Annotated in this window: 11 protein-coding genes; 1 reads left to right on the plus strand and 10 read right to left on the minus strand. The window is 65.7% G+C overall.

Annotated elements, in window-relative coordinates:
- Window positions 1–17: 17 nt before the first annotated feature.
- From pstB to G7A98_RS07385, 5 genes are all read right to left on the minus strand, one after another.
- Window positions 18–905, minus strand: coding sequence for a phosphate ABC transporter ATP-binding protein PstB (gene pstB, locus G7A98_RS07365; protein ID WP_224414635.1), 888 nt, complete (start codon window positions 903–905; stop codon window positions 18–20).
- A 28-nt stretch (window positions 906–933) separates the two neighbouring features.
- Window positions 934–2,100, minus strand: a complete 1,167-nt coding sequence (gene pstA, locus G7A98_RS07370; protein WP_163648989.1) for a phosphate ABC transporter permease PstA — start codon at window positions 2,098–2,100, stop codon at window positions 934–936.
- Between the two features lie 22 nt (window positions 2,101–2,122).
- On the minus strand, window positions 2,123–3,379 hold the full coding sequence (pstC, locus tag G7A98_RS07375) for a phosphate ABC transporter permease subunit PstC (protein WP_163648990.1): 1,257 nt from the start codon (window positions 3,377–3,379) through the stop codon (window positions 2,123–2,125).
- Between the two features lie 139 nt (window positions 3,380–3,518).
- Window positions 3,519–4,532 carry a PstS family phosphate ABC transporter substrate-binding protein gene (locus G7A98_RS07380; protein ID WP_163648991.1) on the minus strand — a complete coding sequence of 338 codons (1,014 nt, stop codon included), beginning with the start codon at window positions 4,530–4,532 and terminating at the stop codon, window positions 3,519–3,521.
- Between the two features lie 306 nt (window positions 4,533–4,838).
- The gene (locus tag G7A98_RS07385; RefSeq protein ID WP_163648992.1) at window positions 4,839–6,041 is read right to left on the minus strand and encodes a Bcr/CflA family multidrug efflux MFS transporter; all 1,203 of its coding nucleotides are present in this window, start codon (window positions 6,039–6,041) and stop codon (window positions 4,839–4,841) included.
- A 173-nt stretch (window positions 6,042–6,214) separates the two neighbouring features.
- On the opposite strand from G7A98_RS07385, the gene G7A98_RS07390 reads away from it, so the two are divergent.
- Window positions 6,215–7,954, plus strand: coding sequence for a methyl-accepting chemotaxis protein (locus G7A98_RS07390; protein WP_163648993.1), 1,740 nt, complete (start codon window positions 6,215–6,217; stop codon window positions 7,952–7,954).
- Window positions 7,955–8,080: 126 nt separating this feature from the next.
- Here G7A98_RS07390 and G7A98_RS07395 read toward each other — a convergent pair whose 3' ends face one another.
- Genes G7A98_RS07395 through hrpA form a run of 5 tightly spaced genes read right to left on the minus strand, consistent with a single transcriptional unit; the run spans window position 8,081 to window position 15,654 of the window.
- Window positions 8,081–8,590, minus strand: a complete 510-nt coding sequence (locus G7A98_RS07395; protein WP_163648994.1) for an STAS domain-containing protein — start codon at window positions 8,588–8,590, stop codon at window positions 8,081–8,083.
- Window positions 8,577–9,749, minus strand: a complete 1,173-nt coding sequence (locus G7A98_RS07400) for a PP2C family protein-serine/threonine phosphatase (RefSeq protein WP_163648995.1) — start codon at window positions 9,747–9,749, stop codon at window positions 8,577–8,579. Before G7A98_RS07400 ends, G7A98_RS07395 begins: the two co-directional genes overlap by 14 nt.
- 11 nt (window positions 9,750–9,760) lie before the next feature.
- Window positions 9,761–10,501 carry a VacJ family lipoprotein gene (locus G7A98_RS07405; RefSeq protein WP_163648996.1) on the minus strand — a complete coding sequence of 247 codons (741 nt, stop codon included), beginning with the start codon at window positions 10,499–10,501 and terminating at the stop codon, window positions 9,761–9,763.
- Window positions 10,498–11,640 (minus strand): beta-ketoacyl-ACP synthase III, encoded by a 1,143-nt coding sequence (locus G7A98_RS07410; RefSeq protein WP_163648997.1) that lies wholly within the window; start codon window positions 11,638–11,640, stop codon window positions 10,498–10,500. The genes G7A98_RS07405 and G7A98_RS07410 overlap by 4 nt, the downstream gene beginning before the upstream one ends.
- A gap of 45 nt (window positions 11,641–11,685) precedes the next feature.
- Window positions 11,686–15,654, minus strand: coding sequence for an ATP-dependent RNA helicase HrpA (hrpA, locus tag G7A98_RS07415; RefSeq protein ID WP_240464705.1), 3,969 nt, complete (start codon window positions 15,652–15,654; stop codon window positions 11,686–11,688).
- Between the last annotated feature and the right edge of the window lie 61 nt (window positions 15,655–15,715).

Here is a 15,715-nt window from a genome sequence, read left to right on the forward strand (position 1 = left end):
CGCGGGCAGGCTTGCGATCAGCCGTAACGGCCGGTGATGTAGTCCTCGGTCTTCCTGATGTGTGGATTGGAGAACATCACCCGCGTATCGTTGTACTCGATCAGCTCGCCAAGATGGAAGAACGCTGTGTAGTCCGCAACGCGGGCGGCCTGCTGCATGTTATGCGTGACCGTGACGATGGTGAACTGCTGCTTGAGCTTGTCCATCAGGTCTTCGATGGTCGCCGTCGAGATCGGATCGAGCGCCGAAGTCGGTTCATCCATCAGGATCACGTCGGGTTGCACGGCAATCGCCCGGGCGATACACAGACGCTGCTGCTGACCGCCCGAGAGCGAGGTGCCCGGCTGGTGCAGCTTGTCCTTGACCTCGTTCCATAGCCCAGCGTCTCGCAGTGCGCGCTCGACCAGCTCGTCCTGTTCGGCCTTGCGCCCAACCAGATCATGCATGCGCGGCGCGTAGGCGATATTCTCGTAGATCGACTTTGGGAACGGGTTGGGCTTCTGAAAGACCATGCCCACCCTGCGGCGCAGGGCCACCTCGTCCATCTTTGTCTCGTTGACATCGCGGCCGTCCATCTCCACCAGCCCCTGGATGCGCACGCTCTTGATCAGGTCATTCATGCGGTTGAGGCAACGCAGGAAGGTCGACTTGCCACAGCCCGAGGGGCCGATCAGCGCAGTGACGTTCTTCTGATAGATGTCGATGTTGATGTTCTTCAGCGCCTGATGCTCGCCGTACCAGAGATTGAGATCGCGCACGCGAATGCTCAACTCGTGGTTAGCCTCCTTGTTGCGATTGACCGGCTCGCCCGGCTGCCCCGCCTGGGGTGCGTGAGTCCTTGTGGAATCGCCCGTTGGCACGTCGATGGCCTGCCCCTTCGCCTGGGTAGTCTGTTCGTTGAGCATGAATCGTGTCCTCGAGATAGTCGCCGGCTTACCAGCGACGTTCGAATTTCTTGCGCAGCAACACTGCAGTGGCATTGAGCGTGATCAGCACCGCGAGGAGGACCAGAATGCCGCCGGCGGTCTTCTCGACGAAGGCGGGGCTCGGGTCGCCCGCCCACGTGAAGACTTGCGCCGGCATCACCGTGGCGGCGTTGGTAAACGAGGCCGAGACATCGGGAATGAAGGCCACCATACCGACAATGATCAGTGGTGCGGTCTCGCCCATCGCCTGGGCCATGCCGATGATCGACCCGGTCAGGATGCCCGGCAGCGACAGCGGCAGGACATGATCGCGCACTACCTGCCAGCGTGAACAGCCCACACCGAAGGCGGCCTGGCGGATGCCATCCGGCACACTGCGTAGCGCCGTGCGGGTGGCGATGATGATCACCGGCAGCGTCATCAACGCCAGCGTCAGGCCACCCACCAGCGGCGAGGAGCGCGGCACGCCGAAGAAGTTGATGTAGACCGCCAGCCCCAGAAGACCGAAGAGAATCGACGGGACCGCGGCCAGGTTGTTGATGTTGATCTCGATGATCTGGGTAAGATGGTTGTCGGGTGCGAACTCCTCGAGATAGACCGCGGTCATCACTCCGACCGGGAAACACACAGCCATGGTCACGATCAGCGTCATCACCGTGCCCATCGCTGCCGCGGCGATCCCCGCCATTTCGGGCATCCGCGAGTCACCTGTGGTGAAGAAGGTAGTATTGAAGCGCAGCTCGGCACGCCCCTGCTCGACCAGTCGATCGACGACGCGCTTCTCCTTGGGACGAAGTTCCGAATTGTGCCCCTTTAGATACTGATCGACAGTGCTGTCGGCGATCACCCACTCCATACGCTGCGTGCCGAGCAGCTCTGGATTTTCTTCCATCCGTGATGGAATCAGGCGCAGGTAGCCACGGCTGACCAGCGAGCGCACGTCGTCGCCCACCGCCGCAGGCGGAATCTCCCGGGCCTGCTCACTGTAGTTCACCTCGATCTGAATCTGGGCCTGCTGGAAGGCGGGCAGCCCCTTGACCAGCATGTCGCCAATGAACACCACCAGGAAGGCCGCAGCGAGGATCAGCGCGCCCATCGACATCCGCTTGAGGTTGGCCGAGCGCCGATGTCGCCGCCTGAGCTGGGCGGTGATCTCGTCGAAGGATTGGCTCATGAGTGTAACGAACCTCGTCGTATCACAGAGTGTTGGTGCGGTACTTTTCGCGGAAGCGGCGAATCATCAGTACCGACACCATGTTGAGGGCCAAGGTGACCACAAACAGCACCAGCCCCAGGGCAAAGGCGGACAATGTCTCGGCGCTTTCGAACTCCTGGTCGCCGGTCAACGCAGCGACGATACGCACGGTCACCGTGGTCATGTCTTCGAGCGGGTTGGCGGTCAGGTTGGGACGCATGCCGGCAGCCATCACCACGATCATCGTCTCCCCCAGCGCACGGGAGACGGCGAGCAGCGAGGCCGAGATGATGCCCGGCAGCGACGCGGGCAGCACCACACTCTTGATAGTCTCGCTCTTGGTCATGCCCAGCGCCAGTGAACCCTCGCGCATGCTGTCGGGAACCGCGTTGATCACGTCATCGGACAGCGACGAGATGAAGGGAATGATCATGATCCCCATCACCACACCCGGCGCAAGGGCGTTATTGTAGGAAGCATCGAGGCCGAAGAAGCCGGCGAAGTCGACGATGATCGGCGCCACGGTGATCGCCGCAAAGAAGCCATAGACCACCGTGGGGATGCCGGCCAGCACCTCCAGCACCGGCTTTGCCAGGGTACGGATCCGCGGCGGCGCGAATTCGGCCATGTAGATTGCCGCGAGCAGCCCGACCGGTATCGCCACGAGCATGGCGATCAACGAAATAATGAAAGTGCCTACGAACAGCGGCACCGAGCCGAACTGGGCAACGCTCTCCACCTCGCCGCCGCGTCCGGCCGCGGCGAGGAAACTATCGCCCGGCGCCCAGGTGGTGCCGGTGAGGAAATCCCAGAGGCTCTGCATCTGGAAGAAGCGGATCGCTTCGGAAATGATCGACAACAGGATGCCGAAGGTAGTCACGATCGACACCAGGGCTGCACAGGCCAGCGCCAGGCGAATCACCCGCTCGATGGCCTGACGAGCGTGAAAATCGGGACGCACCTGCATGACCCCGACGAACAGCCCAATGGCGGCAATCACCAGGCTTGCGGCAAGCAGGTAGGGCGTGGGTATCTCAGCACCCAGCAGCAGCATGACGAAGGCACCGACGGCCCCCACCAGAATGGCCGGGCCGGCCGTGGCCAGCACCGAAAACCAGGCGTACTGATCGGGCTGGGCATACATCGCCACCCCTGCCTGGCGCGTGCGCAAAGCCTTGGCGCGCGCCACGACGAATGCGATCAGGCCGAGCACCGCCAGCACCGCACAGAACGTCAGTAAAGTCAGGTTGGACAGCATAATCGGTCTCTTGCTACGGACCCCGCCCCGTCAGCCCCGGAACCAAATGACACTTGGCCCCGGGCCTCGAGGGCCTTTCGGTATGCAAACGGGCCGACGACTCTCGTCGCCGGCCTCGCTTCTCATGGGCGACGCTGACTTACTTGAGGTCGGCCAGTTCGAGCTTCTCGTGGTTCTTTACCTGCTGGCGCTGCATCTTGCGCATGTCTTCCGGCAGCGGGATCAGACCCAGCCCCTTGAGGTAACCCATCGGCCCGATCATCTTCTCGCTCATGAACAGGTTAGCGTACTCGTACATCGCCGGCACGCTGTCGGCGTGCTGGTTCTTGATGTAGAAGAACAGCGAACGCGACACCGGATAATCGCCAGAGCTGATCGTCTCGGGCGTGGGCTCGACACCGTCGATGCTGGCACCAGTCAGGGTGTCGGAATTCTCTTCCAGATAAGAGTAACCGAAAATGCCGAAGGCATCGGTATCCTCGGCCAGACGCTGAACGATCAGGTTGTCGTTCTCTCCAGCGTCGATGTAGGCACCATCCGAGCGGATGTCAGTGTAGGCCTTGCCACCGTAGGCCTTCATGTCTTCAGAGGCGGCTTCCATCACCAGTTCCTCGAAGGCATCGCGGGTCCCGGAAGTGGTGGGCGGTCCATAGACGGAGATCTCGCGATCCGGCAGCGACGGATCAATGTCGCTCCACTTCTTGTAGGGGTTGGCAACGAGCTTGCCATCCTGCGGCACCTTGGCGGCAAGCGCCAGGAAGATCTGCTTACGAGTCAGGTTGATCGGGTCGTTGTCGCTCGATTCGGCGAAGGCAATACCGTCATAGCCGATAGTCGCCTCGGTGATATCGGTGACCCCGTTCTTCTTGCAGCGCTCGAACTCGGAGACCTTCATGGGTCGAGAGGCGTTGGTGATGTCCGGAGTGTCCTCACCGACACCGGCGCAGAACAGCTTCAAACCGCCACCAGAGCCAGTGGATTCGATAACCGGCGTTTGGTAGTCGGTGGTCGCTCCGAACTCTTCCACGACATAGCTGGCAAACGGGTAGACCGTGCTCGAGCCGACGATGCGAAGCTGCTCACGGGCCTGGGCGACACCGACTACGCCCATCACGGCGGCGGCAACGGCAGTGGTCTTCAGGATGCGGTTCATGCGGGTAACTCCTGTCGATGAGAGTGTTCAACCTTCTCTCTGCACAAGATGCCGCAGGAAGATGACAGCTTCGTGACAGCCAACGGACGTGGAACGCCTGTCCGGGAAGCCAGCATCGTTCACTCCCATCCGCGGGGCGAAACGCAAGGCCAGCGGGCTCTTCAGTGCAGCGAGGACCGGGCGGCGCCTCCAGCCCCAGGGTGGCGCCTCCAGCCCCATGAAAGCAGCCAGGTCGGGAGCGTGACAGATCATCACGGTCAAGGAAAGGCCGGACACAGATCGCGCCGCCCCCTGACTCGCTGAGCGTCATGGCGATGCCGGTGCCTGCCGCAGGGCATGGCCAGACAGTACGCGCACTCCGACGTTGCCGATCACCGAGGCACCGACCATGGTCAGCACCATGGGCCAGGCACTGGGAATCTGGAAGGCCCCCACCAGCACCCCGGCCAGCGCGCCGCAGGAGAACTGGATGCTGCCCTGCATGGCCGTCGCCGTGGCGCTCATGTGTGGAAAGTGATCGAGCATTGACGACATGGCGTTGGGACCGATCAGCCCCTGCATGCCGACAAACACCACCAGCAAAGGTACCACCGAGTAGAGTGAATCCCAGCCGAGCGCGAAGACCGCCAGCAGGACGATGCCCATGACCAACTGAATCGCCAGCCCCCAGAGCAGATTGTTCTGTGGCGAGAAATAGCGCAGCAGGCGAATATTGACGCGATTGGACGCCGACATCACCAGGATGTTGGCGCCGAAGACGAAGGGATAGGCCGCCGGTGACAGATCGAAATACTCCATGTAGAGAAACGGCGACCCGGTGATGAAGGCGAACATTCCGGCGAAGGACATCGACACCGCACAGATGTAGCCCATCGCCTCGCGGTGGGCGAGTACGCTGCGATAGTTGCCGAGCACTTGCACGAAGTTCGGCGCATCCGGGTCACGGCCATGGGTCTCCGGCAGGTAGCGGTGCAACAACCACAGCACGAAGCCCGCATAGCCGGCGAGGAAGGCGAAGATCAGCCACCAGTCCGCCAGGTAGAGCAGCGCACTACCCAGTGCCGGCGCCACCAAGGGTGCCAGCATCAAAATCATCACCATGGTCGACAGAACCTTGGCCGCCTCGCGTCCACTGAAGCAGTCGCGCACGATCGCCGCCGAGTTGACCACCGATGCCCCACCCCCCAGTGCCTGAAGGAAACGCAGCGCCCAGAGCATCTCCAGCGAATTCACTTGGGTGATCGCAAGGCTGGTCAGCAGAAAGACCACCACTCCGCCGAGCAGCACCGGGCGCCGCCCCAGCCGGTCCGACAGCGGCCCGAAGATCAACTGGCCCAGGGCGAAGCCGAACAGGAACAGGCTCACCGACAGCTCGGTCAGATGCACGCTGGCATCGACGGTCCTCGCCAGCGCCGGAATGGCGGGAAGGTAGGCATCGATCGCCAGCGGCGCAATGGCGGTATTGGCCGCCACCAGCAGGGCAATCCGTCGTGGGGTGATCGGCGACATACGTTTCCTTACGTCGGTAGTCAATCGGGTCGGGCGCACATCATAGCAGGCCCGGACGATTGTCAGGGCGATGCTGCCATATTAGCCAAACTGCAACACATCCCTGCTAGAACCGACCCGATGCCGCACCCAGAGCGGCACGAAAAGAAATCGAATCATCGCAAGGGTCATTCATGAAAACTCTCGATAATCTGTCCGTCCGCGCGACCTGGACGGCCGTGCTGGCCGTCTTCAGCCTCATGGTGCTGAGCGTCGGCGCTCTGGGCCTGTACGCTAATCACTACAGCCGCCAGACCTTCGGCACGCTCGATCAGATTCATGTCGAGCAATCCTCCGCGCTGGACCGGGCCTATATCGACATGCTGCGCGCCCGGGTGGCGATGGATCGTGCCGCCGCCCTTCTCGCCAAACCCTCCTTCGATCGCCCGGGGCCAGTCATCGAACAAGCCAAGACCCTACTCACCGGTGCCAGCCAGGCCTTCGAACACTTTCAGTCCATCCCACCGCAGCCCGGTCAGGCCAAGGCGACCGAGGCGCTCGCCAAACGTTTCCAGTCGCTGCTCAATACCGGCCTCTCCCTGCAGTTGATGAGCCTCGAGGACAGCGACGTCAGCGGTTATCAGTCGGGGCGCTCGCGGGTCAGCGCGATGAGCCAGGCATTCATGGCCAGCGCCGATGACTTTTTCACGACCTCGCGCCAGCGCGGCAACGCCCTGGTCAGTGCCTTCAACGCCATGAGTGTGCTGCTCGACATCGCCATCGCCGGCGCCCTGCTCGTCAGCCTGGTGCTGGGCGGTCTGATGCTGTTCTGGGTGGCCCGTCACGTGACCCGCCCACTGCGCGACCTGCTGGTACACTTCGCGCAGATGCGCGACGGCGATCTTTCCCATCCCGTCGGGGCACGCGGGACCAATGAGATCGGCCGGCTTTTCCTGGGACTCGAGGAGCTGCGACACAACCTGGCGTCGACGGTGAATGGCGTCCGTAACAGCGGCGAGGCGGTGCATGCACGGGTTCGTGACCTCGCCCAGGGAAACGCCGAGCTCTCCGACGACACCGAATGTCAGGCGACCTCGCTGGAAGAGACCGCCACCAGCCTCGATCAGTTGACCACGACTGTCGCCCACAACGCCGACAATGCCAACCGTGCCAGCGACCTGGCCGCCAACACGGCGCACCAGGCGTACGATGGCGGCCGGGTCATGGACGAAATGACCAACACCATGCGCGGTATCGAGGAGGGCTCCCGACGAGTCGGCGAGATCGTCACGCTGATCGACACCATCGCCTTTCAGACCAACATTCTAGCCCTCAACGCCTCGGTGGAAGCGGCCCGGGCCGGCTCACAAGGGCGCGGCTTCGCGGTGGTTGCCGGCGAGGTCCGCAATCTCGCGGGGCGCTCGGCGACCGCTGCCAGCCAGGTTCGCGAACTGATCGATGACTCCGACCAGCGTGTCGAAGCCGGGGTACAACTCGCCGGCCGCGCCGGCCGGACCATGCAGGCGATCGTCGAGGCCATCGGGCAGGTCAGCGAACTTGTCGGCGAGATCGCCAATGCCTCACACGAGCAGAGCCGCGGCCTCGAGCAGGTCAACACCGCGGTCGCCGAGATGGAAAGCGTAACCCTGGGCAATCGGCGCCGCGCCCTGCAGGCCAGCGAGATCGCCCGGACCCTGCAGAGCGATGCGGACCGGCTGCGCGACAGCGTGGCCCGCTTTCGACTTGCCCCCGACTCGACCGCAGCCGATTCGGGGGCTGACATGGACTCCGCCACGACCGTTTTCGCCAGTGCCGCCACTAGACGCCCTGGCGACGAGGCCACATCAGATATAGCGGTCCTGTCAGACGCTTCAGGATCCGCGAGCCAACCAACGCTGGCATGTGACGACGAGGCACAACCGGCCCCCGTCTGATACCCCGCTCCTACACGGCATCGCACCGGATTCAAGGCGGGAAACAAGAAACCGGACTGTCAACAACGAAGAACGAAGCGGTTGCACTGACGATGTCAGCGGTCAGGATAAGACAGAACTGGCCGCTCAGCCGGTGGGCGAGTTCTGCTGCTGCGTCTCGAGCAGCTCGACGAGCGGCTTGAACTCCTCGCGATTGTGCTCGTTCATGCGCATCAGGATGCGATGGGCCTCCAGGATGCGCTGCTGCAGGCCGGACTCGTCCGCCTCCACTGCCGGCAGGTCGTTGAGCCCGCCCGGCTCGGCGATGGGCGCATTGACCAGGGTGAAGTAGCGCGAGAAGCCCATGACGTCGAGCATGCGGCGCACATCGGGGTGGTCGACGACGATGGTCGGCGGATGACTCAGCCGCCCCTTCACCGCCAGCGCCACCTTGGCCAGAAAGCCCAGGGCCGTCGAATCGACGTTGGTCGCCTCGCGCAGGTCCACGATCACCGCCGTCAGCCCCGGCATGTTGGCGAGACGCTGCGCCTCGTTGTCGAGCGTCGCGCAGAGTGTCAGGCGCACGTCGCCGCACAGCTTGAGCACGAACACGCCGGCGTCGAATGCCGCCTTCAGCCGTCCGTCATTGCTTGTCATGGTCGAAACCGCTCAGCGTCATGATGGTCAGGTCGTCGGGGAGCTCTTCCTGGTGGTCGACATCCGTGTCATCCCGGGCCACGTTCAGCCCGGCCCGCAGCCCCTCGATGTCGTCACTCGCCGCGACGCGCCGCTTGAGTTCGTCGAGCCGGGCGCTGAGTGTCTCGCCGGGCAGGCACTCGAGCACACCGTCCGAACACAGCCAGAGGCGGAAGTTCGCGGGCAGGTCAAGCCGATAGGTGGGGTAGGCAAGGCCCGGAAACAAGCCCACCGGCATGCCCTCCCCCTCGAGTACCGTGATCCCGTCATCGTCCTTGAGCAGCGGCATCGGCAGCTGGGCGCCCAGCGAGTAGTGCAGGCAGCGCTCGGTCCGATCCAGCACGCCGACGAACAGCGTCACATGCTTGCCGATCCCGGTGTCCAGCAGCTCGTGGTTGAGGCGCGCCAGCCAGCTGGCCGGCAGGGCCTCGGGCGACTCGCCGTGCCACTCCTGCAGCCAGCGGTTGCACAGGTACTTCAACAGCACCGTGACGAAGGCCGACGATGCCCCGTGCCCCGACACATCGGCGAAATAGAAGGCACTGTAGCGCGCATCGAAGCGCAGAAAATCCAGAAAGTCGCCCGACAGATACAGCGACGGCTCCAGCCAGTAGTCGCAGCGCACGCCGTTGAGCACGAGCGGGGTGGGCGGCAGCATCTTGCGCTGGACATGGCCGCCCGCCTGCTGATCCAGGCGCAGCATGGCCAGATGCGTCTCGAGATTCTCGTTGAGCTCGACCAGCCGCGCCCGATCCCGGGCATGGGCCTCGGCCAGCCGCTGGTGCTCCACGGCCCGAGCCACCAGGCGACGCAGCACGTCACCGTGACGCAGCGGCTCGACGAGGTAGTCGACCAGCCCCGAGTCCACGGCGTGGAGCAGTTCGTCGTCGAGGCGCGACTCGGTCACCACCACCGTGGGGTGGCGCCTGGCCAGCGCCGTCCACTGCCGGCTGGGCACCGCGCGGACATGCGCGACGACCAGTTCGACACTCTCGGGCAGGTCCTCGAGACGCTCGGCCGCGGCCACGGCCAGGTGCCCCTTGCCGAGAGCCTCGGCCAGCGCATCCCGGTCATCACCCGGCAGGTCGAGCAGGCCAATCAAAGTGCGCGGTTTGTCCATGGGTCGGACTCTTACTCGGCGAAATCACCGGATTCGAAATCGAAGTCGTCGGTCGCGAACGGATCCTTGCCGGTCTCGCCATCGTTGACCTCGAAGCGTCGCCGCTGCAGGTACGTATCACGCAGGAAACTGTAGCGGTCACCCTGAATCAGCGCCTCCTCGTCCAGCACGCTGGCCCGGTAGTTGATCACGTCGAGCGCGCGGATCCCGTAGCGGGTGCTGTCCTCCTCGACATAAGTCACGGGGTCGACATACCAGTCCGCCGGCAGGCCACCGGCATGGCGCAGGGTGCGTCCGCCCAGCAGCGGCAGCACCACGTAGGGTCCCTCGCCGACCCCCCACGCCGCCAGGGTCTGGCCGAAGTCCTCCTCGTGCTCGGTCAGCCCGAAGTCGGTCGCCGGGTCGAGAAAACCGGCCAGCCCCAGGGTGGTGTTCATCAGAAAGCGCCCGGAGGCGACCCCGGCATTGCCCCACTTCCACTGCAGCGCGCTGTTGAGGATGGTGCTCACCTCTCCCAGATTGGAGAAGAAGTTGCCGACCCCCTTCTGCACCGGCTGCGGCGTGATGAAGTTGTAGCCCTGCGCCGCCGGCTTGATCGCATAGCGATCCAGCACCTGGTTGAAGGCGAAGACCTTGCGGTTGAACCCTTCCCAGGGGTCCTGCGGGTTGGCGGCGACGTTGCCCTGGCTGGCACAGCCGGCCAGCATCAGTCCCGCTGCCACCCCCAGCATGCCCTTGCCCCATTGTGTCATTCGTTCACCTTGCGTGCGTCTATCTTACGTAATATCACACTGCCGGCACTGTATCCGGCTCCGAAGGAACACACCACCCCCAGCGCGCCATCCGGGAGGTCGTCGTGATGGCGATGCAGGGCGATGATCGACCCGGCCGAGCTGGTGTTGGCGTAGCGGTCGAGGATCACCGGCGCCTCCTCGGGCGCCGGCTCGCGGCCCAGCACGCGACGGGCGATCAGCGCATTCATGTGTCGATTGGCCTGATGCAGCCACAGCCGAGAGAGGGCCTCGCCGCTTATCCCGAGCGACGCCAGGTGCGAGGCGATCAGCTCGGCGACCATCGGGCAAACCTCCTTGAAGACGCGCTTGCCCTCCTGGACGAACAGCTTGTCCGCCGCCAGCGGGTCGCTGTCGGTGACCCGGTTGAGAAAGCCGGCATTGTTGCGGATGGCATTGGAGTAGCGGGTCATCAGCCGGGTGCCGAGGATGGCGAAGCGCGTCGGCGACACGGCGACGCTATCAGCCTCGACCACCACGGCGGTGGCGGCATCACCGAAGATAAAGTGGCTGTCACGGTCGCGAAAGTTGAGGTGCGCCGAGCAGATCTCGGGATTGACCACCAGCGCGCGCTGCACGCCGGTGCTGCGCACGGCATTGGCCGCGGCATCGATGGCGAAGGTTGCCGAACTGCAGGCCACGTTCATGTCGTAGGCATGCCCCCCGGCCCCCAGCGCCGCCTGCAGCTCCACCGCGACGGCGGGATAGGCCCGCTCGAGGTTGGAGCAGGCGACGATCACCAGCTCGATGTCCTCGCCGGCGACCCGCGCCCGGTCCAGCGCCTCGCGCGCCGCCGCCAGGCCCATCTCGGCCTGGTGAGAAAGGGCCTCGTCACCGCGCTCGGGCAGTTTCGGCCGCATTCGCGCGGGGTCGAGGATACCCTCGGCATCCATTACGTGGCGGCTGTGAATGCCCGATGCCTTGACGATGAACTCGCTGCTCGAATGCGCCAGCGGTTCGCGTTCACCGCGGGCGATGGCCTCGGCATGATGCTCGTTCTCGCCGTCCACCCAGGCGTTGAAGGCCGCCACCAGGGCGTCGTTGCCGATGGCATGCGGCGGCGTGTAGAGCCCGGTACCGGTAATCACGACTTGTGTCATTGTGGTCTCCTCGCGACGGCACTGCGCCGCTCTGGAAGCACCCGCTCAGCCCGGGCGCTTTCCGGTGATCTCGGCCCAGTGACGCTCGAGCCGCTTGACGGATACCGGCATGCGCGTACCCAGCTGCTGGGCGAACAGCGACACGCGCAGCTCCTCGATCCACCAGCGAAACTCGAGCAGCGCCGGGTCCTCGTGGCCGCCGCGCCGCTCGGCCTCGCGGCGCTGGGTCAGGCGCGATTCGAAATCCTGGACCTCCTGCATCAGCATCTGGTCACGCATGCGCTCCCGCGGCGCCTTCTCCAGACGGATGGCGGCCGCTTCCATGTAGCGCGGATACTCGGCGATCCACTCCCCCGCTTCGCTGATGAAGCCGGGATGCACCAGCCGCTGCAGCTGCGCCTTGAGGTCGTTGTAGACCAGCGCCAGGGACAGGCTGAGATTGCCCTTCATCGCCTTGGTCACCGCCAGATGGCCCTCCAGCGCCCGCTGGACGATCGGCAGCAGCGACTCGCCGTACGCCACCAGGCCGGCACGGCGTTCGTCGATCCGCGCCGCCAGCGCCTCCCGGGAGCGCGGCAGCGGATCGACGGCGATCTCGTGCAGGAAGACGGCCTCCACCACATCGTCGACGAACTGGCGCTTGCTGCCGACCTTGGCGAACAGCAGCGCGCAGCGCTCGATCCCCGGCAGCTGGCGCAGGGCCTTGACCTGATTCGGCAGGCGCTGCATGGCCAGGCGCTTGACGCCCTGCCGGTGCGCCTCGCGGGCCTTGTCGGGGTGCTCGAACAGCTCGACGGCCAGCGCCGCGTCGCGGCGCTCGACCAGCGCCGGGTAGGCCGCGACCCGGATGCCCGCCTGGGTGGTGGTGCGCGACTCGGCCAGCGGCGTCTCGGGCAGATCCTCCAGCGTCTCCGCGGTGTCGCCGGCGACATCCAGCGCCCGGGCGCCGGCCGTCGCCGCCTCGGCGAAGCGCTTCTCGAGGGCCGGCAGGTCCCGACCCTGCCCCAGCACCCGCCCTTCGTGGTCGACCACGCGCAGGTTCATGATCAGGTGCGGCTCGAGCTGATCGGTCCGCCAGTCGTCGGGAGCCAGGCGCAGGCCGGTCTTGACGCGCAGGAACTCACCGAGCGCCTCGGTCAGCGGGATGTCGTCGGGCGTCAGCGACTCCAGTGCCGCATCGACCCAGTCGGGAATCGGCACCACCTGGCGGCGCACCGACTTGGGCAGCGACTTGAGCAGCGCGATGCACTTCTCGCGAAGCAGCCCCGGCACCAGCCATTCCAGCCGATGGCAGGGAAGCTGCGAGAGCATCGCCGCCGGGACGGTCAGCGTCACCCCATCGTCCTCGGCCCCCGGTGCGAAGTGATAGCCGAGCGGGTAACTGACCCCGCCCAGCGTCAGGGTGTCCGGATACTGCGCGGCATTGACCTCATCGGCTTCCCGCGCCATCAGCGCGGCCTTGTCGAGCTTGAGCACGTTCGGGTCGTCCCGCTCCGCCTGGCGCCGCCAGTGCTCGAAGCCCTTGCCGTTGACGATGTCCTCCGGCAGCCGCTGATCGTAGAAATCGAACAGCGTTTCCTCATCGACAAGGATATCACGCTTTCGCGCCCTGGCCTCCAGATCCTCGACCTCGTCGATCAGCGCCCGATTGTGGGCGAAGAACGCGGCCCCGGTGCGATACTCCCCCTCGACCAGAGCCCGGCGGATGAACAGCTCGCGGGCCTGCGCCGGGGCGATGGGGCCGTAATGCACCTTGCGCCGGTTGACGATCGGCAGCCCGAACAGCGTGACCTGCTCGAAGGCCACCACCTGGGCGCGCTTCATCTCCCAGTGCGGTTCGCTGTAGTGGCGCTTGACCAGGTGGCCGGCCAGCGGCTCGATCCACTCCGGCTGGATGCGGGCGACATCGCGGGCGAACAGCCGCGAGGTCTCGACCAGCTCGCCGGCCATCACCCACTTGGGCGACTTCCTGGCCAGCCCCGAGCCGGGGTGGATCACGAACTTGCGGTTGCGCGCGCCGAGGTACTCGCGATTCTCGACGAGCTGGCCGAGGTTCGACAGCAGCCCGGCGAGCAGCGCCTGGTGAATCGTCGCATAGGCATGGCGGTGGGCCTCGCGGTCCACCCCGGCCTCATCGCCCGGCACGCGTGCCGGCAGCTGGCCGGCGGCCGGCACGCTGATGTCCATGTCACGCAGCAGCTGGCGCAGCTGGCGGAAGGTGTCGTGCCACTCGCGCAGGCGCAGGTAGCTCAGGTAATTGTCGCGGCACCAGCGACGCAGCCGGTTGCCGGAAAGCGACTCGCGGGCCGCCTCGAAGCCGTGCCACAGGTTGAGCCAGGCGATGAAATCCGAATCCACATCGTTCCACTGCTGGTGCTTCTGATCGGCGGCCTGGCGCTTGTCCGCCGGGCGCTCGCGCGGGTCCTGGATCGCCAGGGCGCTGACCACCACCAGCACGTCACGCAGGCACGCCTGCTCGGCGCCGGCCAGCACCATGCGTGCCAGGCGCGGATCGATCGGCAGGCGGGCCAGGCGGCGGCCCATCCGGGTCAGGCGGTTATTCGTATCGACCGCGCCGAGCTCGAAGAGCAGCCGGAACCCGTCCTTGATGAAGCGGGAGTCCGGGGCGTCGACGAAGGGAAACGCCTCGATGTCGCCCAGCTTGAGCGACAGCATCGACAGGATCACCGAGGCCAGGTTGGTGCGCTGGATCTCCGGCTCGGTGTAGGCGGGGCGCCCGAGGTAGTCCTCCTCGCTGTACAGGCGGATGCACACGCCCTCGGCGATACGCCCGCAGCGCCCCTTGCGCTGGTCGGCGCTGGCCTGGCTGACCGGCTCGACGGGCAGGCGCTGTACCTTGGCACGGTAGCTGTAGCGGCTGATGCGCACCAGCCCCGGGTCGATCACGTAACGAATGCCGGGCACGGTCAGCGAGGTCTCGGCCACGTTGGTGGCGAGCACGATGCGCCGCCCGGTGTGGGGCTGGAAGACCCGGTTCTGCTCGGCATTGGACAGCCGCGCGTAGAGCGGCAGGATCTCGGTGCCCCGCAGGTCGGCGCGGCGCAGGGTGTCGGCGGTCTCGCGGATCTCGCGCTCGCCGGGCAGGAAGATCAGCACGTCGCGCGGGCCGCTGTACCAGCGCTGCTCGCGCTCGACGGCCTCGATCTCCTCCACCGCGTGCAGGATGCCCTCCTGCAGGGTGCGATCCTCCTCGTCGTCCTCCTCGCGTACCAGCGGGCGATAGCGCACCTCGACCGGGTAGGTGCGCCCGGAAACCTGCACCACCGGCGCCGGCGTGCCGTCGTCGCGGGCGAAATGCCGGGCGAAGCGATCGACGTCGATGGTCGCCGAGGTGATGATGATCTTCAGATCGGGCCGCCGCGCGGTCAGCCGCTTGAGGTAGCCGAGCAGGAAGTCGATGTTGAGGCTGCGTTCGTGCGCCTCGTCGATGATGATCGCCTCGTAGCGGGACAGGTCCGGGTCGTGCTGCGTCTCGGCCAGCAGGATGCCGTCGGTCATCAGCTTGACCAGGGTCGACTCGTTGGTCTGGTCGGTGAAGCGCACCTGGTAGCCGACCTGCTCGCCCAGCGGCACCGCCAGCTCCTCGGCCAGTCGCGAGGCCACCGAGCGCGCTGCCAGCCGCCGCGGCTGGGTGTGGCCGATCAGCCCGCGCCGCCCCAGCCCCAGCTCCAGGCACAGCTTGGGCAGCTGGGTGGTCTTGCCCGAGCCGGTCTCGCCGGCCACCACCACCACCGGATGCTCGCGCAGCGCCGCCAGGATATCCTCGCGCTTCTCCGCCACCGGCAGCGCGGGAGGATAGTCCAGCGTCACCGGCAGCGCGCGACGCCGTTCCAGCCGCGCCCGGGACTCGGCCAGCCGGGCATCGATCTCGCGCAGGGCGCGGTCGATCGGCTTGCCGTCACGGGCGCGCCGGGTCAGCCCCTCGAGGCGCCGGCCCAGGCGGTGGGCATCGCTGAGCAGCGCACCGTCCAGCGCGCGCTGGCGGGTGATCAGGGCCTGTTCACGGGAGAGTGCGGGGTCGGAGGTGGTGGTACTCAAGGCAACCTCATCGAGT

This window comes from Modicisalibacter sp. 'Wilcox', assembly GCF_010993675.1.
In the GTDB taxonomy this organism is placed as follows: domain Bacteria; phylum Pseudomonadota; class Gammaproteobacteria; order Pseudomonadales; family Halomonadaceae; genus Modicisalibacter; species Modicisalibacter tunisiensis.

Bases quoted from the DNA above. Each gene is read 5' to 3' on its own strand.
- pstB (WP_224414635.1), bottom strand. From the start codon at position 905: ATGCTCAACGAACAGACTACCCAGGCGAAGGGGCAGGCCATCGACGTG.
- pstA (WP_163648989.1), bottom strand. From the start codon at position 2,100: ATGAGCCAATCCTTCGACGAGATCACCGCCCAGCTCAGGCGGCGACAT.
- pstC (WP_163648990.1), bottom strand. From the start codon at position 3,379: ATGCTGTCCAACCTGACTTTACTGACGTTCTGTGCGGTGCTGGCGGTG.
- G7A98_RS07380 (WP_163648991.1), bottom strand. From the start codon at position 4,532: ATGAACCGCATCCTGAAGACCACTGCCGTTGCCGCCGCCGTGATGGGC.
- G7A98_RS07385 (WP_163648992.1), bottom strand. From the start codon at position 6,041: ATGTCGCCGATCACCCCACGACGGATTGCCCTGCTGGTGGCGGCCAAT.
- G7A98_RS07390 (WP_163648993.1), top strand. From the start codon at position 6,215: ATGAAAACTCTCGATAATCTGTCCGTCCGCGCGACCTGGACGGCCGTG.
- G7A98_RS07395 (WP_163648994.1), bottom strand. From the start codon at position 8,590: ATGACAAGCAATGACGGACGGCTGAAGGCGGCATTCGACGCCGGCGTG.
- G7A98_RS07400 (WP_163648995.1), bottom strand. From the start codon at position 9,749: ATGGACAAACCGCGCACTTTGATTGGCCTGCTCGACCTGCCGGGTGAT.
- G7A98_RS07405 (WP_163648996.1), bottom strand. From the start codon at position 10,501: ATGACACAATGGGGCAAGGGCATGCTGGGGGTGGCAGCGGGACTGATG.
- G7A98_RS07410 (WP_163648997.1), bottom strand. From the start codon at position 11,640: ATGACACAAGTCGTGATTACCGGTACCGGGCTCTACACGCCGCCGCAT.